This window comes from Mesorhizobium sp. M8A.F.Ca.ET.218.01.1.1 (genome assembly GCF_004791165.1).
Classification (GTDB): Bacteria; Pseudomonadota; Alphaproteobacteria; order Rhizobiales; family Rhizobiaceae; genus Mesorhizobium.
In genome coordinates this window covers 336,209-357,753 of the sequence record NZ_SRUZ01000004.1, presented here as the reverse complement: position 1 = coordinate 357,753, position 21,545 = coordinate 336,209, and the positions used below count along the sequence as shown (strand labels likewise).

Annotated in this window: 18 protein-coding genes; 9 read left to right on the top strand and 9 right to left on the bottom strand. The window is 62.8% G+C overall.

Features of this window, described 5'->3' with window-relative positions:
• Nucleotides 1–52: 52 nt before the first annotated feature.
• From EN861_RS17750 to EN861_RS17740, 3 genes are read right to left on the bottom strand one after another with little or no spacing between them, the layout of a single operon-like run.
• Nucleotides 53–1,714 carry an ABC transporter substrate-binding protein gene (locus EN861_RS17750; RefSeq protein WP_135864641.1) on the bottom strand — a complete coding sequence of 554 codons (1,662 nt, stop codon included), beginning with the start codon at nt 1,712–1,714 and terminating at the stop codon, nt 53–55.
• Nucleotides 1,715–1,732: 18 nt separating this feature from the next.
• Nucleotides 1,733–2,638, bottom strand: a complete 906-nt coding sequence (locus tag EN861_RS17745; protein WP_135864639.1) for a proline iminopeptidase-family hydrolase — start codon at nt 2,636–2,638, stop codon at nt 1,733–1,735.
• 38 nt (nt 2,639–2,676) lie between these two features.
• Nucleotides 2,677–4,191, bottom strand: coding sequence for a leucyl aminopeptidase (locus tag EN861_RS17740; RefSeq protein ID WP_127278962.1), 1,515 nt, complete (start codon nt 4,189–4,191; stop codon nt 2,677–2,679).
• 260 nt (nt 4,192–4,451) lie between these two features.
• Between EN861_RS17740 and EN861_RS17735 the strand changes: the two genes are divergently transcribed.
• Together EN861_RS17735 and EN861_RS17730 are read left to right on the top strand one after the other, a co-directional pair.
• Nucleotides 4,452–5,354, top strand: a complete 903-nt coding sequence (locus tag EN861_RS17735) for a LysR substrate-binding domain-containing protein (RefSeq protein WP_135864637.1) — start codon at nt 4,452–4,454, stop codon at nt 5,352–5,354.
• 251 nt (nt 5,355–5,605) lie between these two features.
• Nucleotides 5,606–7,063 (top strand): NCS1 family nucleobase:cation symporter-1, encoded by a 1,458-nt coding sequence (locus EN861_RS17730; RefSeq protein ID WP_135864635.1) that lies wholly within the window; start codon nt 5,606–5,608, stop codon nt 7,061–7,063.
• A gap of 36 nt (nt 7,064–7,099) precedes the next feature.
• On the opposite strand, the gene EN861_RS17725 is transcribed toward EN861_RS17730, so the two are convergent.
• The 5 genes from EN861_RS17725 to tpiA form a co-directional block, all read right to left on the bottom strand.
• The gene (locus EN861_RS17725) at nt 7,100–7,639 is read right to left on the bottom strand and encodes a DUF1697 domain-containing protein (RefSeq protein ID WP_135864633.1); all 540 of its coding nucleotides are present in this window, start codon (nt 7,637–7,639) and stop codon (nt 7,100–7,102) included.
• A gap of 8 nt (nt 7,640–7,647) precedes the next feature.
• Nucleotides 7,648–9,285 (bottom strand): CTP synthase, encoded by a 1,638-nt coding sequence (locus EN861_RS17720; protein ID WP_127280485.1) that lies wholly within the window; start codon nt 9,283–9,285, stop codon nt 7,648–7,650.
• Between the two features lie 269 nt (nt 9,286–9,554).
• The gene (locus EN861_RS17715; protein ID WP_127280484.1) at nt 9,555–10,685 is read right to left on the bottom strand and encodes a L,D-transpeptidase; all 1,131 of its coding nucleotides are present in this window, start codon (nt 10,683–10,685) and stop codon (nt 9,555–9,557) included.
• A gap of 212 nt (nt 10,686–10,897) precedes the next feature.
• Entirely contained in the window at nt 10,898–11,374 is a 477-nt protein-coding gene (gene secG / locus EN861_RS17710) for a preprotein translocase subunit SecG (RefSeq protein WP_127280483.1), read from the bottom strand.
• A gap of 167 nt (nt 11,375–11,541) precedes the next feature.
• Complete coding sequence (tpiA, locus tag EN861_RS17705) at nt 11,542–12,312, bottom strand: triose-phosphate isomerase (protein WP_127281035.1); 771 nt, start codon at nt 12,310–12,312, stop codon at nt 11,542–11,544.
• Nucleotides 12,313–12,455: 143 nt separating this feature from the next.
• Between tpiA and EN861_RS17700 the strand changes: the two genes are divergently transcribed.
• From EN861_RS17700 to glp, 5 genes are read left to right on the top strand one after another with little or no spacing between them, the layout of a single operon-like run.
• A complete protein-coding gene (locus EN861_RS17700; RefSeq protein WP_135864631.1) occupies nt 12,456–14,348 on the top strand; it encodes a peptidyl-prolyl cis-trans isomerase in 1,893 nt (630 codons plus the stop codon).
• Nucleotides 14,345–15,355 (top strand): anthranilate phosphoribosyltransferase, encoded by a 1,011-nt coding sequence (gene trpD / locus EN861_RS17695; RefSeq protein WP_127872478.1) that lies wholly within the window; start codon nt 14,345–14,347, stop codon nt 15,353–15,355. The genes EN861_RS17700 and trpD overlap by 4 nt, the downstream gene beginning before the upstream one ends.
• A gap of 3 nt (nt 15,356–15,358) precedes the next feature.
• Entirely contained in the window at nt 15,359–16,171 is an 813-nt protein-coding gene (gene trpC, locus EN861_RS17690) for an indole-3-glycerol phosphate synthase TrpC (RefSeq protein WP_127872479.1), read from the top strand.
• The gene (gene moaC / locus EN861_RS17685; RefSeq protein WP_127281213.1) at nt 16,171–16,653 is read left to right on the top strand and encodes a cyclic pyranopterin monophosphate synthase MoaC; all 483 of its coding nucleotides are present in this window, start codon (nt 16,171–16,173) and stop codon (nt 16,651–16,653) included. The genes trpC and moaC overlap by 1 nt, the downstream gene beginning before the upstream one ends.
• Entirely contained in the window at nt 16,653–17,858 is a 1,206-nt protein-coding gene (gene glp, locus EN861_RS17680; protein WP_127872480.1) for a gephyrin-like molybdotransferase Glp, read from the top strand. Before moaC ends, glp begins: the two co-directional genes overlap by 1 nt.
• 46 nt (nt 17,859–17,904) lie before the next feature.
• On the opposite strand, the gene EN861_RS17675 is transcribed toward glp, so the two are convergent.
• On the bottom strand, nt 17,905–18,735 hold the full coding sequence (locus tag EN861_RS17675; RefSeq protein ID WP_127279650.1) for an alpha/beta hydrolase: 831 nt from the start codon (nt 18,733–18,735) through the stop codon (nt 17,905–17,907).
• Nucleotides 18,736–19,045: 310 nt separating this feature from the next.
• On the opposite strand from EN861_RS17675, the gene EN861_RS17670 reads away from it, so the two are divergent.
• Both EN861_RS17670 and kynA read left to right on the top strand, forming a co-directional pair.
• Nucleotides 19,046–20,671, top strand: coding sequence for an AMP-binding protein (locus EN861_RS17670; RefSeq protein ID WP_127279651.1), 1,626 nt, complete (start codon nt 19,046–19,048; stop codon nt 20,669–20,671).
• The gene (kynA, locus tag EN861_RS17665) at nt 20,668–21,504 is read left to right on the top strand and encodes a tryptophan 2,3-dioxygenase (RefSeq protein ID WP_127279652.1); all 837 of its coding nucleotides are present in this window, start codon (nt 20,668–20,670) and stop codon (nt 21,502–21,504) included. The genes EN861_RS17670 and kynA overlap by 4 nt, the downstream gene beginning before the upstream one ends.
• Nucleotides 21,505–21,545: the final 41 nt, after the last annotated feature.

The following is a 21,545-nucleotide window of genomic DNA, read 5'->3' as shown; positions in this document are numbered from 1 at the left end:
GTGCCCCTCCGCGGTTCGTTACTTTACCCAGGCCATTACTGTACCAAGGCCATTACTGTACCCAGGATTGGGTGATCATCCAGTTGAACTGCCGGTTGAACTTGAAATTGCCAACGCGTTTGCTGACGAAGTCGAGCCGCTTGGGCGTGAAGAGGCCGACGGCCGGCGCCTTGTCCGTGACTTGCTTGTCGATTTCAGCCCACAATTTGTCGGCGGCTTTCTGGTCGGTCACGCCGAGGTCCAATGCCTTCTGCATCTTGGCGTCGATATCCTTGTCGCAGAAGCCGGCGATGTTGATTGAAGCGTCCGAACCCTCGCGGAACGAGGCACAGCTGAACAGGATGTTCAGGAAGTCCGAGGCCGCAGGATAGTCCTTGTACCACTGGGTGACGGACATCTGCACTTTGTTGTTGGTGTTCTGGATGTAGGTGAACTGGATGTTGGACGAGATCGGCTTTACGTCGGCGACGTAGCCGATGGTGGTCAGCACGCTCTGCAGATAGACGCCGATGGACCGGGAAATGGCCGTGTCCTCGACGATGATGGTCACCTTCTGGCCCTTGGTGCCCGATTCCTCGACGAGTTGCTTTGCCTTGTCGAGGTCAGGCGCCGACCATTTGGCGCCGGGGTTCTTGGTGAAGGGGCAGTAGTCCTCGTGGCCAGGGAAATCCGGAGGCAGAACCTGGCATACCGGCGAGGCGAGCACCTTGCCGCCGAACAGCTTGACCAGCGTGTTGCGGTCGATCGCATAGGCAACGGCCTGACGCGCCTTTTCGTTGTCGAACGGCGCCAGACGATTGTTGAGCGGCGCATACCACCACGCCGAAAGCGGCGAGATGTGCAACTGGTCCATGGCCTTGGTGCCGAGTTCGCCAAGGCGGTCGCTCGGCAGCGCGTCGAACATCCAGTCGGCTTCGCTGTTCTGGATCGCGGTCACGGCGGCTTCCTCGGAGAGGCCGAAATCATACTGGACGACATCCGGATAACCATCCGGCTGGGCTTCCTCGCTCCATTGCTTGAAGTTCGGATTGCGGGTCACCGTCATGCCCTTGTTGGGGTCGAAGGCGGAGATCATGTAGGCGCCGGTGCTGGGGATGGGCTTGGAGCCCATGTCTTCCGCGGGCGTGTCCGCCGGCAGGACGACGGCGTGCGGCAAAGCAAACTTGTAGAGAATCTCGGCGTCCGGCTTGGTCAGGTTGACGGTGATCGTGCCGGCCGCCTCGTCGCCGACAACGCCGCCTTCCAGCGTGCAGCTCTTGGTGTCGGCAAGGCATTTGTCGGCACCGACGATGCCAGCATAGAAGGTTCCGGACGTCGGTCCGGAGACCTTGAAGATGCGCTGGAAGGAAGCAACGACGTCCTTCACACCGAGATCCTTGCCGTCGGAGAACTTGATGCCCTTGCGCAGTTTGAAGGTAAACGTCTTGCCGTCATTGCTGACCTGCGGCAGCGCCTCGGCGAGATCGGGGACGATGGTGAAGCCGTCCATGCCCTCGGCCTTGCGGAAGGCGACCAGCCCGTCATAGATCGGCTGATACATTTGCCAGCCCTGGTCGGTGTAATTGATGTGCGGATCGAGCGTTCCGGCCGCCGAGCGCGCCAGCAGGCGAATGGTGCCGCCGCGATGTTCCTTGAGGTACTCGGCCTGCGCCGGAGCCAGCCACATGCCGGCCAGCAATGCCGCGGCCGATGCCGCGAGAAGCAGTTTCTTCATGTCGTAGTTCCCCTTTTCTCAGTTGTCGTTGTCGTCCAGGAAGTCTCCCACCACCCGCATGCATAGATCCTGCTCTTCGACATGCGGCATATGGCTGGAATGCTCGAATACCTGCCAGCGCGATCCCTTGATGCCGTCCTTGAAGGGCTGCACGGTCGCGGGCGTGGCTTCGTCGTAACGGCCGGAAATGATCAGCGTGGGAACATCGATGGCGGGCAATCGGTCGATGATGCTCCAGCTCTTCAGCGTTCCGATGACGTGGAATTCGTTCGGACCATTCATCAGATGATAGACGGTCGGATTGCGTACGACCTGGGCGAAGGTTTCCGTCACCTCGGGCGGGAACGGAACGACCCGGCAGACATGCCGCTCGTAGAACACCATCGTCGCCTCTTGATAGGCCGGATCGTCCGTCGTGCCGGCCTGTTCGTGCCTTGCCAGTGTCTCCTGCACATCGCTCGGCAGGGCGGCGCGCAACCGGTTGGCCTCTTCCACCCACAGCTTCATGGAAGCCGGTGAGTTGGCGATGGTCAGCGACTTCAGACCCTTTGGCCGCGTCACCCCATATTCAGCGCCCAACATGCCGCCCCAGCTCTGTCCGAGCACGTGGAAGCCGCCGCGGATGCCGAGATGGTCGACGAGGTTTTCAAGTTCATCGATGAACAGCCTGGGCGTCCAGAAATCGGCGCCTCTGTCAGGCAGCAAGGTGGAATTGCCACAGCCCAATTGGTCGTAGTGGATGACGGCACGGCCCGTTCGGGCAAGAAGCTTGTACGCATCGACGTAGTTGTGGGCGGCACCCGGCCCGCCATGCAGGATGACGACCGGAGCCTTGTCGGCGTCGAGTTCGCCGCTGACCCGATACCAGGTTTCGTAGTCGCCAAAGCCGGCCCGCCCTTCCCTGGTGGCGATTTCCGATGACATCCCCGCTCCATGCGTGATTGAAGACATGTTGCTTTGTCCTAGTTCGTGACCCGGCTGGCCTGAACCCATTCTTCCAGCATCTGCACGCCGAATGCCGTGGCGCCTTGCCTGCCAAGGGGGCGATCCGCATCGGCCAGTTCCTTGCCGGCAATGTCGAGATGCACCCAGGGCCGATCCTCGGTGAAGTGACGCAGGAATGCCGCGGCGTAGGGAGCGTCACCGTCTTCCATGTCCTTGGCGTGATGCCGCAGGTCCGCAAACGGCGATTGCAGCCCCTCGTCGTAAGCCCGGTCGAGTGGCAGCTGCCAAAACCGCTCGCCGACCGCTTCTCCGGCCGCGATCATCCGCGAGGCGATGGCGTCGTCGGTGCTGAAGAGGCCGGCGAATACCGATCCGAGACCGCGCATCACCGAATAGGTCAAAGTGGCGAGGTCGACGATCACCGACGGGTTGAAGCGCGAGGCGGCATAGTAGAGGCAGTCGGCCAGGATCAGGCGTCCTTCCGCATCCGTGTCGAACACTTCCACGGTTTGGCCGGACGCTGTCGTGATGATGTCGCGCGGCTTCAGCGCGGTGCCCGACGGCATATTCTCGGCGATGCCGAGCACGCCGACCACGTGCACCGGACTGCCTTGCCGGGCGAGCGCGATCAGCAGGCCGACCACCGCGGCCGCGCCGCCCATGTCAGCCTTCATATCGAACATCTGCTCGCCGCGCTTGATGCAGAGGCCGCCGGAGTCAAAACAGACACCCTTGCCGACGAAGGCCAGCGGTTGTGCGGGGGCACCCTTGCCGCGATAGCGCAGGACCGCGACGCGCGGGGGACGCACCGAGCCTGATCCCACAGCCAGGATCGCGTTCATGCCGAGTTCCCCGAGCCTTGCCGTATCGAGTATCTCGACGTCGATGCCAGCTTCGCGCAACGGCTCCAGATGATCGTGGAAATTGTCGGGATGGAGATGGTTCGGCGGCAGGTTGACCAGAGTACGCGCATATTCGACGCCATCCGCGATCGCATTGATCCGCGCCAGCGCCGAATTCAGCGCCGGACCGCCGGCCCCGACCAGTTGTACCCGCAGGGTCCGATCGGCCCCCGCTCCCGCGCGCCGGTTGCGCATGTCGAAACGATAGCGCCGCAGCCGCATGCCAAGCGCGACCCTTGCCAGGATTTCCGCTCCCGTCAGACCTATGCCTGCAATGGGATCCAGGACCAGGGTAGCCGCGCATTCCCCTTTGCCTTCCAGATGCGCGGCCAAGAGGCCGCCGGCACGCGTCAGGGAGAGCGCGGTGACGGCCTCGGCCTTGCCCAGGGCAAGGACAATCACGCGCCGGGCCGATACCGCTTTAGGGGCGATGACATCGATGCAAGTGCCGGATTCAGCCAGTACGGCTGCATCGGAACAGGCTCGGGAGAGTATCCCGCTCATTTCCGTGTCCAGTGCCGCCGCCCGAGGGCCAAAACCCGTCTGGGCAGTCTGCAAGATCACGACGACGGAGGTTTCCGCGGAAATCTCGTCCGCCGTTTCAAAGACCGGCACTGGCGATTGAGGCATAGGCGGGCGTTCTCCTCATTGCGGGGCTTTGGCCGAGGCGTCGCTTGCAGCTCGTGCAATGCTTCGCCCGCCACCGGTGGAAGCCGGTCAAACCGGTCGCCGCCGTTGGTGGAATGGTGCCGAAGTTCCCGAATAGCCGTTTTCGTAAGACGACTTAGTTGCTCTTGCCTCTTGGGTATCCCTGAACGGGCCAAGCGATCAAACGCCAATTTTGTCCATGTCGATTGACAAAAACTCAACTGACAATTCATGATCGGCCAATGGCCCTACCCTCACTCAACGGCATGCGCGCTTTCGAGGCCGCAGCACGTCTCGGCAGCATCAAGGATGCGGCGGAGGAGCTGCATTTGACGCCCTCGGCGATCAGCCGCCACATCCGAGCACTCGAACGCAATCTCGGTCAGGACCTGTTCGAGCGCGGCTTTCGCCAGATAACACCGACCATCCGGGGCTCATACTATGCGCGCAGCCTCTCGGAGGCGTTCGAGGCCATCTGGCGCGCCACCGACGATGTCAGTCTCGCCGACGGCCCGAGCCACGGCAGGACCCAGCGTGTCCGGGTCCTGTGCGTGCCGGCTGTCCTGAACCTTTGGCTGGCCGACCGGTTGCCGAATTTTCGCCGGCAGCATCCGACCGTGGATCTGGAGATCTCGACATCGGGCAAGCGGGCCAATTTCGATTTGGCCATTGTCGACGAGTTCGTCTACAAGGCCGGCCCGGCGCTGACGCTTCTGATCCCGCTGGTTCTGACGCCGGTCTGTGCACCCTCGTTGCTTGAAGGGCCGATGCCGCTACTGTCGCCCGCAGATCTGGTCAATCACCACCTGATCCACGAATGCGAGACCATGCGATGGAAGCGCTGGCTGGAGCAGGAAGGCGTTTTGGACACCACGCCGAAATCCAGCACGACGCTGGATGACTGCACGCTGATCATGCGCGAGGCCATCAATGGCGCTGGAATAGCGCTTGCCGACACCATGATGGCGCAGGATTTGCTTCAGCAAGGCAAGCTGGTCGCCCCATTCGGCGCCCGCCATACCTATCCGGCCGGCATCTACCTGCATCAGCGCCGCAGTATCGGCAACAAGCCGGGTACCGGCATGTTTCAGGACTGGCTGCTTTCCGAAGTCGAGGACCACAAGCGGGTGATGGCCATCGCCTAGGCTGCCGCTCTTGCCGGCAGAAGTTGGCAGGGCGGATTCATCCAGCCTGACGCGGTGGATCGAAAATTCGAATCGACAGACGGGCGCTTTTCCAAAGCGGCTCACCATTACCGTCTGTCGATAATCGCGGTTCGCATTGAATATCTTTAAGGCCAAAGCCGGCAAATCGGTTGCTTGTCGGTTCCCCTGCGTCAGGCGTAACCTCTGCGGTCAACGCGTGAGGGCGCGTGCTGCAAGAAGGGGATATTGCAATGACGATACAAGGCGCATCGCCTGACCTTTATAATGAAGATCTCGCTCCCGCCAAGGTTCGAAACTGGGGACCATTCTCGATCTTCAATGTCTGGACCTCGGACGTCCATAGCCTGTGGGGCTACTACCTCGCCGCCAGCCTTTTTCTGTTCTGCGGCGGCTTCGTCAATTTCATCATCGCCATCGGCATCGGCTCGCTGATCATCTACGCATTGATGAACATGGTCGGCTATGCCGGTGTGAAAACCGGTGTGCCCTACCCCGTGCTGGCCCGAGCCTCCTTCGGCATCTGGGGCGCCAACATTCCGGCACTGGTGCGCGCCATCGTCGCCTGCTTCTGGTATGGCGCGCAGACTGCCGCCGCCTCCGGCGCCATCGTCGCATTGCTCATCCGCTCGCAATGGTTCGCCGATTTCAACGCCAACACCCATTTCCTCGGCCATTCCGGCCTGGAGGTGATCTGCTTCGTGGTCATATGGGCCCTGCAACTGCTGATCATCCAGAAAGGCATGGAAACGGTGCGCCGCTTCCAGGATTGGGCAGGACCCGCCGTCTGGGTGATGATGCTGCTCCTGGCCATTTATCTCTGCGTCAAATCCGGAACCTTCGCCTTCACCAGCGACATACCGATGGACGTGCTTCTGGAGAAGACCAAGGATGCCGGCGTGCCTGGAACCCCGGGCTCGTGGACGTCGCTATTCGCGGTGGCGGCGATATGGGTGACGTATTTTTCGGCGCTCTATCTCAATTTCTGCGATTTCGCCCGCTATGCGCCCGACCAGGCAGCGCTGCGCAAGGGCAATATCTGGGGCCTGCCGGTCAACCTCATCCTGTTCTCGCTGGTCGCCGGCGTCACCACCATCGCCGCCTACGACGTCTACCATGAAGTGCTGCTGCATCCCGACCAGATCTCGGCCAAGTTCGACAGCTGGTTCCTGGCTGCCCTTGCGGCCTTGACCTTCGCGGTGGCGACCTTGGGAATCAACGTGGTGGCCAACTTCGTCTCACCCGCGTTCGACTTCTCCAACGTCTTCCCGCGTCAGATCGACTTCAAGAAGGGTGGCTACATCGCCGCGCTGATCGCGCTCGTGCTCTATCCCTTCGCGCCGTGGGAAGGCAGCGCCGCGTCCTTCGTCAACATCATCGGCGCGACGATGGGACCGATCTTCGGCGTCATGATGGTCGATTACTACCTGATCCGGAAGGGCGAGGTCGACGTCGAGGCACTCTACCGCGAGGACGGCGAATTCCGCTTCCAGGGCGGCTGGCACGTCAATGCCTTCATCGCCGCCGGGATCGGCGCCGTCTTCTCCTCGATCCTGCCGAACTTCACCAACTGGCTGCCGTCCTGGTGGGGCGTCTATGGCTGGTTCTTCGGCGTGGCGATCGCCGGCGTCATCTACTACGTGCTGCGGACCGCGGCCGTGGGCGCAGGCGCCAAGACGGCCAAAGCATGATGGATTGAAACCGGGGCGGCCTCGAGCCGCCCCGCTCTATTCTGCGACCATTTCAGCCAGCTTGCGCACCGTATTCCAGTTACGCGAGGTGCCAATGCCGAGGCGCTTGTGATTGGCGGCCGCAAGCAGGCGCGAACTTGGCCTCTCGCGCGAAAACACAAGCCATATGTCGCCACCGACCAGAAGCACCTTTTCGTCCCCGGCGGCACGGGTCTGAAGACCCGATATGGCATCTCCGGCTACAGGCTTGCGCATTACGCGCACCGCGACCTGGTCGCCGGCTTCCACCGAGTCAGCCGGGAATGGATTGCTGGTTGCGAGTGTCAGCCAATCCCCGGCACTGCGGACAATGATGTCGACGTGGCGGCCAAAGGCCTTTTCGAAGGCGACCTCAAGGCGTGTCTCAAGCGTGGCGACCGAAATCTTTTCACTCTCGAACACCAGGTTGCCGGTCGCCACCAAGGTGCGGACATTCTTTAGGCCGATGCCTTCCGCCATCGCCTTGAGGTCGGACATGACGACCCGCCGCCCCTCTCCCAGGATGATGCTGTAGAGGAGCGCGACATAGGTCCGCATGGAATCAGTCAGACCAGCCGGCTCTGCTCCACCGCCGCCTCGATGAAGCTGGCGAACAGCGGATGCGGATCGAGCGGCCGGCTCTTCAGCTCGGGGTGATACTGCACGCCGATGAACCAGGGATGGTCGGGATACTCGACCGTCTCAGGCAACACGCCGTCAGGCGACATGCCGGCAAAGACCAGCCCGCAATCCTCAAGGCGCTGCTTGTAGTCGATATTGACCTCATAGCGGTGCCGGTGACGTTCGGAAATCTGGGTGTCGCCATAGATGTCGGCGATCTTCGAGCCCTTGGCGAGTTCGGCCTGATAGGCGCCGAGCCGCATGGTGCCGCCGAGATCGCCGGTCGCCCGGCGCTTTTCCAACATGTTGCCCTTCAGCCATTCGGTCATCAAACCGACGACCGGTTCCTTGGTCGGGCCGAACTCGGTCGAGGAGGCATGTTCGACGCCGGCCAGGGATCGCGCCGCCTCGATGCAGGCCATCTGCATGCCGAAGCAGATGCCGAAATATGGCACCTTGCGCTCACGCGCGAATTTCGCCGCCAGGATCTTGCCCTCCGAGCCGCGTTCGCCGAAGCCGCCGGGCACCAGGATACCGTGCACCTTCTCAAGCCAAGGCGCCGGGTCTTCCTTTTCGAAGATTTCCGATTCGATCCAGTCGAGCTTGACCTTGACGTGGTTGGCCAACCCGCCATGCGAGAGCGCCTCGATCAGCGATTTGTAGGCATCCTTGAGGCCGGTATACTTGCCGACGATGGCGATGGTGACCTCGCCCTCCGGATTGTGGATGCGGTTGGAGACAGCCTGCCACGGTTCCATGCGCGGCTTGGGCGCCGGGTCGATGCCGAAGGCGGCCAGCACTTCCGAATCGAGACCTTCCTTATGGTAGGCCATAGGCACGTCGTAGATGTGCGGCACGTCGAGCGCCTGGATGACGGCGCTCTCCCTGACATTGCAGAACAGCGACAGCTTGCGGCGCTCTTCCTTGGGAATGGCGCGGTCGGCGCGCACCAGAAGTATGTCGGGCGCAATGCCAATGCCGCGCAATTCCTTGACCGAATGCTGGGTCGGCTTGGTCTTCAGCTCACCTGCTGTCGGGATATAGGGCATCAAGGTCAGATGCACGTAGACGGCATTGTTGCGCGGCAGATCGTTGCCGAGCTGGCGGATTGCCTCGAGAAACGGCATCGCCTCGATGTCGCCGACCGTGCCGCCGATCTCGCACAGCACGAAATCATAGTCGTCATTGCCGTCGAGGACGAAGTTCTTGATCTCGTCGGTAACGTGCGGGATGACCTGCACGGTCGCGCCGAGATAGTCGCCACGCCGCTCGCGCTCGATGATGTTCTTATAGATACGCCCGGTCGTGATGTTGTCCTGCTGATTGGCGGAACGGCCGGTGAAGCGCTCGTAATGACCAAGATCGAGATCGGTTTCGGCACCGTCATCGGTGACGAACACCTCGCCATGCTGGTACGGCGACATCGTGCCGGGGTCGACATTGAGGTAGGGATCGAGTTTTTTGATGCGAGCGCGATAGCCTCGCGCCTGCAGGAGAGCCCCAAGGGCCGCTGCGGCAATGCCTTTTCCAAGTGAGGAAACCACGCCGCCTGTGATGAATACATATCGCGCCATGGGAGTCATCGCTTAACGCGGCCGGATTGATTCCGCCAGAGAAAAAACCGCCGCGAAGGCTTTTTCCCAAGAAGGCGCTCGGACCATGATCCCTAAAATGGAATCCGGTTTTTTGGACAGGATCCCGACCAAAACGGGTTTTGATCGAGACCTTCCGTCCGGAATTGGCGTAAAAACAAAGACTTAGAGCAGGTCGGCGATTCTATCAAACGTTGAACCGCTCCAAGCAAAACAAAAGGGCCGGCTGAGCCGGCCCTTTCGGCATGATGATGGAAACGTCAGATGATGACGACCTTGGTGCCGACCCGGACGCGGCTGTAGAGATCCATGACGTGCTCGTTCATCATACGGAAGCAGCCATTGGAGGCGCTGGTGCCGATAGACTGCGGCGCGATGGTGCCGTGAATACGCAGATGCGTGTCCTTCTTGCCGTCATAGAGATAAATGGCGCGGGCACCGAGCGGGTTCTGTCCGCCGCCGGCCATGCCGTCCTTGTACTGGCCGTAGTGCTTTGGCTCGCGCTTCTGCATGTCGAGTGTCGGGATCCAGCGCGGCCATTCCTGCTTGTCGCCGACCGCGACCGTGCCCTTGAACTGCAGGCCTTCGCGGCCGACCGCGATGGCATAGCGACGCGCGGTCGTGGACGATTCGACGAGATAGAGCCGGCGAGCGCTGGTGTCGATGACGATCGTGCCGGCATCATAGCCCGTAAATTCCACGTCCTGAGGCACGAATTCCGGCTTCACCTTGAACGGCTTCTTGGCGTTTCTCTGGGCAAGTGCCGAATCGAGCGCGCGGGTCTCGGGCAGATAGCTGATCGATGAGCCCGATGAAGTTCCACCGAACAGGCCGGCGAACAGGCCGCCACTCGACTGCTTCTGGCCGCCGACGACCTCGCTGCGCAGTTCGCCATTGTTGCCGGTCAAAGCGACATTCATCGCTTCGGCCGGGATAGGCTCAGCCGATTGGATCGGCGTGACGGGTTCAATCGGTTCGATGATCTTGGTGGTCTTCTTGGCTGTGTTGGCCTCGGCCACTTCAGCCGCCGGAGCGCTTTTGCCCTTCTGGGCTAGGAAGGCCTGCCGTGCGGCATCGGCCCTGGCTTTCGCCGCTTCGCGCATCGCCAGCTTCCTGGCCTCGAGCGCCTTGGCCTTGGCGTTCTCCTTGTCGGCAACGATCTTGGCCTCGATCTTCTTGATCTGGGCAAGATCGTCCGGCGTCGGGTTTTTCTTCTTCTTGAGAAGCTTCAACTGCGCCGCATCGCTTTTGGCCGCGACGGGGATGGCGTCGGTTTTCTCAAGCGACACCGGCTGTTGTGCGGCCATGTTTGCCGGCATGGCGGCGAAGGCCGGGGAACTCATGCCGATTGCGGCGCAAAGTCCCAGGAAAATGAAGCTGCGAAGCTGCATGGCGAAGATCCGATCGTTCAATGCTTGTTGCCCACGGCGTCGCCCGGCGTCCCCCAAGGACGCCGAAAATGCCGCGTGCAATCTATAGTCGAATAAGCGCGGATGCCTCAAGCGCGAGACCGCACTGCTGCCCGTCGAATCTTCGTGATCGCGCAGCATTTGCCGCGACTGTGTTCAAACGATCACAGATCGCGGTTTGGAAACGTCGAGGTTTACTGGTTCGGAACCTGGGGCGCCGCCGGCGCTGTGTTGGTGGTTCCGTTGGTGGCCGGCGGCGTTGAGCCTGCGGCGGGGGCAGTGGCCGGGGCCGTTGCCGGAGGCTTTGCCGCGGCGTCGTTTCCGGATGGCGGCGTCGGCGTGGTGGTGCCGGCGGGAGCCGGGGTGGTGGTGCCGGGCAGTTGGTTGAGCACGCCCTTGCCGGCGCCGTCCGAGGTCACGGGAACCCGGTCGAGAATGTCGATCGGCTTCTCGCCGTAGCGGGCAATGATCGACAAGGTCAGCGACGTCACGAAGAACGCTGCCGCCAGGATCGCCGTCGCCCGGGTCAACGCGTTGGCCGCGCCGCGCGCCGTCATGAAGCCCGACCCGCCACCAATGCCGAGGCCGCCGCCTTCGGAACGCTGCAGCAGCACCACGCCGACAAGGGCGAGCACGACCATGAGATGGATGACGATCAGTACGGTTTGCATAGTTTATCCTGGCAAGGCCTTGCCCGGCCGCGGACACGACCGGTGAATTGGAGGCGGCTCAATACAATGCTTTCACGGCATTTCCAAGCCCGTGGCCGGAATATGGGAAGCAACGTGCCCTTTGCAACGAATTTGGACGAGATGGGACCCGCCAATCGTCGTGGATCTCAGCCTGCAATGCTGCGATAGGCTTCGGCGATACCCAGGAAATCAGCCGCTTTCAGGCTGGCGCCGCCGACCAGCGCGCCATCGACGTTCCTGACGCCCAGCAGTTCGACCGCGTTGGACGGCTTGACCGAGCCGCCATAGAGAATGCGCATCCTGGCAGCGGCGGTCCCCAGCTTTTCCGACAGCTTTTCGCGGATATGCGCATGCGCCTCGGCCACATCGGCCGCCGTTGGCGTCAGGCCGGTGCCGATCGCCCACACCGGCTCGTAGGCGATAATGGTATTGGACGGCGTGGCGCTCGGCGGCACCGAGCCTTCAACCTGGCGCGAAAGCACCTCCAGCGTGGCGCCGGCTTCACGCTGCTGCTGCGTCTCGCCGATGCATACGATGGCCACCAGTCCGGCACGCCAGGCCGCGGTGGCCTTGGCCTGGACCGTCGCATCGTCCTCGCCGCGTTGTTCGCGGCATTCGGAGTGACCGACAATGACATGGCTCGCGCCCGCGTCCTTCAGCATCTCCGCCGAGATGCAGCCGGTATAGGCGCCGCTTTCCTTGGGGTGGCAGTCCTCACCGCCGGCATGGACAGGCGTGCGCGACAGGATCTCCGCCGCATGGGAAAGCAGCGTCGCGGGAACACAGACCAGTGCTTCGGTCTCGGCGTCGAGCCCGCTCATGAAACCGTTGCCGATCATCCTGAGTTCGTTCAGCGAGGCGCTGGTGCCGTTCATTTTCCAGTTGCCGGCGACAAGCGGGCGAATTCCTGGCGTCATGGTGTGCTTCTCCGGGCGATATCAGGCTCTGGCCCTCACTACCAAAATCAGGCCACAAAGCAATCGACAGTGGACCGGAAGGGCGCTATTGCGCTTGTTTCAGACTCGGCGCATGCGAAAATGCGCATAAATCGGAAGTAACCATGCTTGGTATATTGAGAAGCGCGGCAGGTACCTGGGTCGCGAAGACGCTGCTTTCGCTGCTGGTGGTCAGTTTCGCTGCCTGGGGCATCTCCGGAAAGCTCATGGGCGGCTTTGCGGGCCACGATTCGGTGATAACCGCTGGTGGAACCAAGGTATCGATCAACGAATACCGCCTTGCCTATGACCGCCAGCTCGCCGTCATGTCGCAGCAGTTCGGTCAGCGCCTCACTCATGAACAGGCAAAGGCGCTCGGCATCGACAATCAGGTGCTGGCGCAACTCGTCTCCGGTGCCGTTCTCGACGAACAGGCACGCAAGCTGGGCCTCGGCCTCTCCAAGGACCGGCTGGCTGAACTCACCCGCGAAGATCCGGCGTTCAAGGGCCCTGGCGGTCAGTTCGACCGGCGGACATTCGACTACATGCTGCACGAGGTCGGCATGCGGCCCGAGGATTACCTGAAGAACCGCGCCCAGGTGGCGGTGCGCCAGCAGATCGTCGAGGCTGTCTCGGACGGCCTCAAAGCCCCCGACACGTTCTTCAAGGCGGTCGCGCTCTACCGCGGCGAAGACCGCACCGTCGACTATCTGACATTGCCAAAGACGCTGGTCGAGCCGATCGAGGCGCCGAGCGACAGCGTGCTCCAGGCTTATTTCGAGGCCAACAAGAAAACCTACGCCGCACCTGAGTACCGCAAATTCTCCTATGTCCGCCTGGAACCGGTGGACATCATGGATACGACCGCGGTCACCGACCAGCAGGTCAGTGACGACTACAACAAGAACAAGGCGCGCTACACCACACCCGAAATGCGCACCATCGAGCAGCTTGTGTTCAAGACGCCGGATGCCGCGAAGGCAGCGCTCGATTCGCTCAAGGCAGGTGCCACCTTCGACAAGCTGGTGACCGCCGAAGGCAAGACCCCGGCCGATATCCTGCTTGGCACGCTCGCCAAGGACAAGATCGCCGACAAGGCGGTTGCCGATGCCGCCTTCGCGCTCAATGCCAATGAAGTCAGCCAGGTCGTTCAGGGCACCTTCGGTCCAGTGCTGCTGCGCGTGACCGAGATCAAGCCCGAGGTGGTGAAGCCGCTTGCCGAAGTGTCCGACCAGATCCGCAAGGACCTGGCGCTGGGTGAGGCAAGCCGCATCCTTTTGGATGTGCACGACAATTATGAGGACACCCGTGCATCGGGCAGTTCGCTGGCCGACGCGGCCGCCAAATTGAAGCTCAAGGACATCACCATCGACGCCATCGATCGCAATGGCCTGAGGCCCGATGGCACCATCGTCAAGGACCTGCCGGAATCGCCGTCGCTGATCAAGGCCGTCTTTGATGCCGAACCCAACACCGAAAACGAAGCGCTGACCACGGCGGACAACGGCTTCGTCTTCTATGAGGTTGGTTCGATCACACCGGCTCGCGACCGCACTCTTGATGAGGTGCGCCAGAGGGTGGTCGCCGACTGGACGGCTGCCGAGACCACCAAGCGGCTCGCCGCCAAGGCGGACGAACTCGAGAAGCGGCTCAAGGCCGGCGCCACGCTCGATGTCATCGCCAGTGAACTCAAGCTGGAAAAGCAGACCAAGCGCGGCCTGAAGCGCGAAGCCGATGATGCCGATTTCGGCAAGGAGGGCGCCGCCGTGATGTTCGGCGTCGGCGAAGGCGGCACCGGCTTGATCCCCTCGCCCACCGGCGACGGCCAGATCCTGTTCAAGGTCGCCGAAGTGTTCGAACCGGCCGGCGCCGACGCCAGCTCGGTGCCGGACGACGCGCAGAAATCATTCACCTCCGGCATGTCCGACGACCTGCTCGACCAATTGGTGGCGCAGTTGCAGACGCAATACGATGTCCGCATCGACCAGGCCGCCGTTGCCCAAGCCTCGACAAGATGAGCGCGCTGAAAACCCATATCGCCAAGGTCGCGACCGGCACCGCCCTGTCCTTCGAGGAGGCGTGCGAGGCCTTCGACATCATCATGTCGGGCGATGCGACCCCAGGGCAGATCGGCGGCTTCCTGATGGCGCTGCGCGTGCGCGGCGAGACGGTCAGCGAGATTTCAGGCGCCGTCGCCACGATGCGTGCCAAGATGCTGCGCGTCGATGCCCCTGACGGCGCCATCGACATCGTCGGCACCGGCGGCGATAATTCGCACTCGGTCAACATCTCGACAGGATCAGCCTTCGTCATTGCGGCCAGTGGCGTGCCGGTCGCCAAGCACGGCAATCGCGGCCTGTCCTCGCTGACCGGTGCGGCCGATGTCCTGATCGCGCTCGGCGTCAAGATCGACCTCTCGCCCGAGTTCATCGGCCGTTGCATTCGTGAGGCAGGCGTCGGCTTCATGTTCGCCCCCGCACACCATCCGGCGATGAAACATGTCGGCCCCACACGCGTCGAGCTCGGCACCCGCACCATCTTCAACCTGCTCGGTCCCCTGTCCAATCCGGCGGGGGTGAAGCGGCAGATGGTCGGCGTGTTCCTGCCGGAATGGATCATGCCGGTGGCCGAGACGCTGAAGGCGCTCGGCACCGAGCACGCCTGGGTCGCCCATGGCGACGGCTATGACGAGATCACCACCACCGGGCAGACGCAGGTTGCCGAACTGGTTGGCGGCGAGATACGCAGCTTTACGCTGACCCCTGAAGAGGTTGGACTGAAGCGCCATACCAAGGACGAGCTGCGCGGCGGTGACGCCGCCTACAATGCCAAGGCCTTGCGCGATATGCTGGGCGGCGCCGCCGGCGCCTACCGCGACACAGTGTTGATGAACGCCGGCGCCGGACTGGTGATTGCGGGCAAGGCGACGACGCTGGGTGACGGCATCGCCATCGCCGCGCAGGCGATCGACAGCGGCCGGGCGCTGCAGGTGCTCGACCGGCTGGTCGAAATTTCGAACGGGTGAACCGTGTCTGACATTCTGCGCAAGATCGAAGCCTACAAGCGCGACGAGATAGCCGCCGCCAAGGCACGCGTACCGCTGGCAGAGATCAAGGCGCACGCAAAAGACGCCGACGCACCGCGCGGCTTTCTCGCGGCGCTCGACGCGAAACGCAAATCCGGCGATTTCGCCCTGATCGCCGAAATCAAGAAGGCAAGTCCCTCCAAAGGGCTGATCCGTGCGGACTTCGATCCGCCGGCATTGGCGAAGGCCTATGAGAAAGGCGGCGCCGCCTGCCTTTCCGTACTGACGGACGAGCCGTCCTTTCAGGGGGCGCCGGAATTCCTCACCAGGGCAAGGGCAGCCGTCGCCCTGCCCGCGCTACGCAAGGATTTCCTGTTCGATTCCTACCAGGTCCATGAAGCTCGCGCCTGGGGCGCGGACGCTATCCTGATCATCATGGCCAGTGTTGACGACGACTTGGCGCATGAGCTGGAAACGACCGCGTTCGAACTCGGCATGGATGCGCTGATCGAGGTCCACGACGAGGCCGAGACGGAGCGCGCGTTGAAATTGTCGTCGCGGCTGATCGGCATCAATAACCGCAATCTGAGAACGTTCGAGACCAGCCTTGAGACCTCCGAGCGGCTGGCGGCCATGGTACCTGCCGATCGCCTGCTGGTTAGCGAGAGCGGCATCTTCACCCATGACGATTGTCTCAGGATGCAAAAGAGCGGCATCGGCACCTTTCTCGTCGGCGAAAGTCTGATGCGGCAACAGGACGTCGCCGCCGCGACGCGCTTGCTCCTGACGGGCAAGGCAGTAGCCGAGGCGATCTGATCGTGGCCAACCTCACGCACCTTGGCGCGCAGGGCGAGGCCAACATGGTCGATGTCGGCGACAAGGAAGAGACGACGCGCACCGCGATCGCCGAAGGCTTCGTCTCCATGCAGCCCGAGACATTGAAGACCATTCTCGCCGGCAACGCCAAGAAAGGTGACGTGCTTGGCACCGCGCGCATCGCCGGCATCATGGCGGCCAAGAAGACGCATGAGCTGATCCCGCTCTGCCACCCTCTGCTGCTGACCAAGGTTTCCGTCGACATAGAACCGGACCATGCTCTGCCCGGCCTCAGGGTCACGGCGCTGGCGCGCGTTACCGGCAAGACCGGCGTCGAGATGGAAGCATTGACCGCCGCGTCCGTGGCCTGCCTGACCATCTACGACATGGCCAAGGCGGTGGACCGCGCCATGGTCATCTCCGGTATCCGGCTGGCCGAAAAGACCGGCGGCAAGTCCGGCGACTACAAGGCAGGTGCCTGATGGTGCTGGTTCCGGTCGCCGAGGCGCTCGAACGCCTCCTCGACGGCGCCGTGCCGCTGGCCGGCGAAAGCGTCCCCCTCATCGAGGCTGTCGATCGTGTGCTGGCCGAAGCGGTGGTGGCGCTTCGCACCCAGCCGCCCTTCAACGCTTCTGCCATGGACGGCTATGCGGTGCGAGTCGCCGACGTGGCGTCGGTGCCGTCGAAACTCTCGGTGATCGGGATAGCGCCGGCCGGGCGTGGCTTTGACGGCGCGGTCGGCCAAGGACAAGCCGTGCGCATCTTCACCGGCGCACCGCTGCCTCATGGTGCCGATACCATCGTCATCCAGGAGAATGTCAGGGATCTCGGCGGTGGCAACATCGAAGTGTTCGAGCCCACCGCCGAGTGGCGCAACATCCGCCGCGTCGGCCTCGATTTTTCCAAGGGCGACGTGCTGCTGGAGAAGGGGCGTTTGCTCGACCCGGCTGCACTGTCGCTGGCGGCATCGGCCAACCACCCCCGAGTGAGCGTGGTGAAACGGCCGTTGGTCGCCATCATCGCCACCGGTGACGAACTGTTGCAGCCCGGCAGCGAACTCGGGCCGGACCAGATCATCTCGTCCAACGCTTATGGCGTCGCCGCGGCAGCACAGTCGGTCGGTGCCCGCGCGCTCGATCTCGGAATCGCCGCCGACCGCAAGGACGCCATCGCCGCCCTGGTCAGGAAAGCGGTGGCCGCCGGCGCCGATGTTATCGTCACGCTGGGCGGTGCCTCGGTGGGCGACCATGACCTTATCCATGACGTGCTGACCAGCGAAGGCATGACCCTCGGCTTCTGGAAGATCGCCATGCGTCCTGGCAAGCCGCTGATGTTCGGGCGCCTCGGCGATGTCAGATGCATCGGCCTGCCCGGCAATCCGGTGGCAAGCCTGGTCTGCTCGCAATTGTTCCTGAAGCCGCTTCTGGCGAGGCTCGGCGGCCGCGATCATCGTCAGGATATCCGCCAGGCACGGCTGGGCGCCGCAATGGCGGCCAACGATCTGCGCCAGGATTATGTGCGGGCGGTGGTCCGGGAGGACGGCAGCGGGTTGGTGGCGACGCCGTTCGGCATCCAGGATTCTTCGATGCTGAGGATGCTCGCCGATGCCAACGGATTGGTCGTGCGCGCGCCTTTTGCTCCCGCATCTGTTGCCGGAGACGCTTGCAGCGTTCTGATGTTGCGTTGAAGAATTATCTTACAAATAGCTGATAACAGGACAAAAATGATCTCGGCTATTCCGAGATCAAAGTCCGCGTCAAGGCGTGCGCTGGATCGGCAAGGCCATCGACAACATCGTAATGATGCCGATCAGGTTCGACCACGGCATTGGTAATTGCGCCAAGTCCGGTCCAGATGTTGGCCAGCAACGCATTCTGGCGCAGGAATTCGGATCGCTCCCCACCGCCGGCCCAGCAGGTGATGCGGATACCATCCAGGGGGCGCAGCAGTGCCGGGCTTTCCGTCTGCGCCTCATGCTCATCGATTTTCAGCGTCGCGTTCATGTCCGTGCACATCAGCGGGCGCAAATCATGCAAGCCTGAAATCGAAACGACATGGCGTATACGCCGCGCGACATCGGCAGCCAAAGGCGTGGTCACCGTCACCATGCGGCTGGCGAGATGTCCACCGGCCGAATGTCCGGTCAGAATCAACGGCCCGTCGACCATTGCCGCGGCCCTGCTGATAGCCGTCCCGATTTCGGTGACGATGCCGGCGATGCGTATGTCGGGGCACTGCGTGTAGGACGGCATCGCCACGGCAAAACCGCTGTCGACCGCGCCGCCGGCGAGGTGCGACCACAAGCTCTTGTCGGTCTCCATCCAATAGCCCCCATGGATGAACACCACTAGGCCCCTCGGCGCGGCCTTGGGCAGAAAGAGGTCGAAGCGGTTGCGCGGACGATCGCCATAGGCAATGTCGATACGTGCCCGGCCCTGTGCCGATAGCGCATCGCGGAACGCCTGCGCGGGTTCCGCCCATGCGGCCGGCCAACGGTCACTGCCGGCGATATTGGCGCCGTTGGCGTAGGCATTGTCCCAGTCGGCAATGCGATGGTCTGGCATCGGCACCCTCCCCCGAAGCGGCATCGTTTCTGCACTAGCAATGGCCGCCGCCATGTCATGCGTCAATGCTCCGGCAAAAACATTTTAGGCTTGAAACAAATTTCGACTGGTGCGATCCTGCCTGCGGAACAGTCGACAATGGGAGGTCCGCTGTGCTGTCCGAATCTGCCAATCGTCACCTTTCCGGCGACATGGTCGACAAGGTGTAGCCGGCTGCACGAAGCCTTCCGCGAAAGATGGGAATTCAGATCCACCGCCTCCGGCCAGGTGCCCCCACGCTGGCCGGGCAGCAGACAGGGACAGCGGCGACATGCTTGGGCCTTCAGCGCATACCGACACGTTCACGCGCGATCATCTGCCGCCGCCCGAACAATGGCCCGACTTCCTGCTCGACGGCTTCGACTACCCCGAACATCTCAACGCCGGTGTCGAATTGACCGACCGGCTGGTCGAGAAGGGTCTCGGCGACCACACCGCCCTGATCGGCAATGGCCGCCGCCGCACCTACAAGGAACTGTCCGACTGGACGAACCGGCTCGCCCACGCGCTGGTCGAGAATTATGGCGTCAAGCCGGGCAACCGGGTGTTGATCCGCTCCGCCAATAACCCAGCCATGGTCGCCTGTTGGCTGGCCGCCACCAAGGTCGGCGCCGTCGTCGTCAACACCATGCCGATGCTGCGTGCCGGCGAACTCACAAAGATCGTCGACAAGGCCGAGATCACGATCGCGCTCTGCGACACCAGGCTGATGGACGAGATGACCGCCTGCGCCAAGGACAGCGCGTTCCTGAAGCAGGTGATCGGCTTCGACGGCACCGCCAACCATGATGCCGAGCTCGACCGCGCCGCCCTCGACAAGCCCGTCACCTTCACCGCCGTCAGCACCGGCCGCGACGATGTCGCCCTGCTCGGCTTCACCTCGGGCACGACGGGCGTGCCGAAGGCGACGATGCATTTCCACCGCGACCTGCTGATCATCGCCGATGCCTACGCCCGCGAAGTCCTGCAGGTGACGCCGGACGACATCTTCGTCGGCTCGCCGCCGCTCGCCTTCACCTTCGGTCTTGGCGGGTTGGCCATCTTTCCCCTGCGCTTCGGCGCGGCGGCGACCCTGCTGGAACAGGCGACGCCACCCAACATGATCCACATTATCGAGAGCTACAAAGCCACCATTTCCTTCACCGCGCCGACCGCCTACCGCGCCATGCTGAAGGCCATGGATGAGGGTGCCGACCTGTCATCGCTGCGTGTTGCCGTTTCCGCCGGCGAGACCTTGCCGGCTCCGGTCTTCGAAGAGTGGACACGAAAGACCGGCAAGCCGATCCTCGATGGCATCGGCGCCACGGAAATGCTGCACATCTTCGTCTCCAACCGCTTTGACGACAGGAAGCCCGCTTCGACCGGCAAGCCGGTCGGCGGCTACGAGGCGCGCATCGTCGACAACGACATGCGCGAAGTGCCGCGTGGCGAGACCGGACGGCTGGCGGTGCGCGGGCCAACCGGCTGCCGCTACATGGCCGATGACCGGCAGAAGGACTATGTGCGCGACGGCTGGAATCTCACCGGCGACACCTTCACGCAGGACGAGGACGGCTTCTTTCACTTTGCCGCGCGTTCCGACGACATGATTGTCAGCGCCGGCTACAACATCGCCGGACCCGAGGTCGAGGCGGCGCTGCTTTCGCATCCCGATGTCGCCGAATGCGCTGTCATCGGCGCCGAGGATGGCGAGCGCGGCCAGATCGTCGAGGCGCATGTCGTGCTGGTGCGAGGCGTGGCGCCGGACGCGATGACCGTCAAGCGCCTGCAGGACCACGTCAAGGCAACCATCGCGCCCTACAAATACCCGCGATCGGTCAAATTCATCGCCGCGCTGCCCAAGACCCAGACCGGCAAGATCCAGCGCTTCCGCCTGCGCACGGAGAAAATCAATTGAGCGAACCCTACGATCCGGCGTCCGAAGGCGCACAGATGTCGTTCAAAGAACGCATGTCCTACAGCGACTATCTGCACCTGGAGAAAGTACTCGACGCGCAGGCGCCGCTGTCGTCGGCGCATGACGAGATGCTGTTCATCATCCAGCACCAGACATCGGAACTCTGGATGAAGCTCGCCCTGCACGAGATTGGCGCCGCGATCCGCTCGATCCGTGCCGACCGGCTGGAGCCGAGCTTCAAGATGCTGTCGCGCGTCGCCCGCATTTTCGAGCAGCTGAACAACGCCTGGGACGTGCTGCGCACGATGACTCCAAGCGAATATACCGAATTCCGGGACGCGCTCGGCCAGTCCTCGGGTTTCCAGTCCTGGCAGTATCGCGCCATCGAATTCATGGCCGGCAATCGCAACCTCGCCATGCTTGGGCCGCACAAGCACCGGACGGACCTCACGGGCAGGCTGGAGGCAATCCTGACCGAGCCGTCGCTCTACGATGAAGCGCTGCTGCTTCTGGCACGCAACGGATTCGACATCGGCGCCGATGCCAGGCGCACGGACTGGCGAGAGACGCGCAGCGAGAACGAAGAGGTCCTCGTCGCCTGGCAGACCATCTACCGCGATCCGCAGCGCTACTGGATGTTCTATGAACTGGCCGAGAAACTGGTCGACTTCGAGGACTACTTCCGCCGATGGCGCTTCAACCACGTCACCACGGTCGAGCGCATCATCGGCCTGAAGCGCGGCACCGGCGGCACATCCGGTGCCTCCTACCTCAAGAAGATGCTCGAGGTCGTCCTGTTTCCGGAACTCTGGAACGTCCGTACCCGGCTCTGAGCTCCTTGGTGCGGACTGGAAAGCGGCGCGGCACTTTTCCT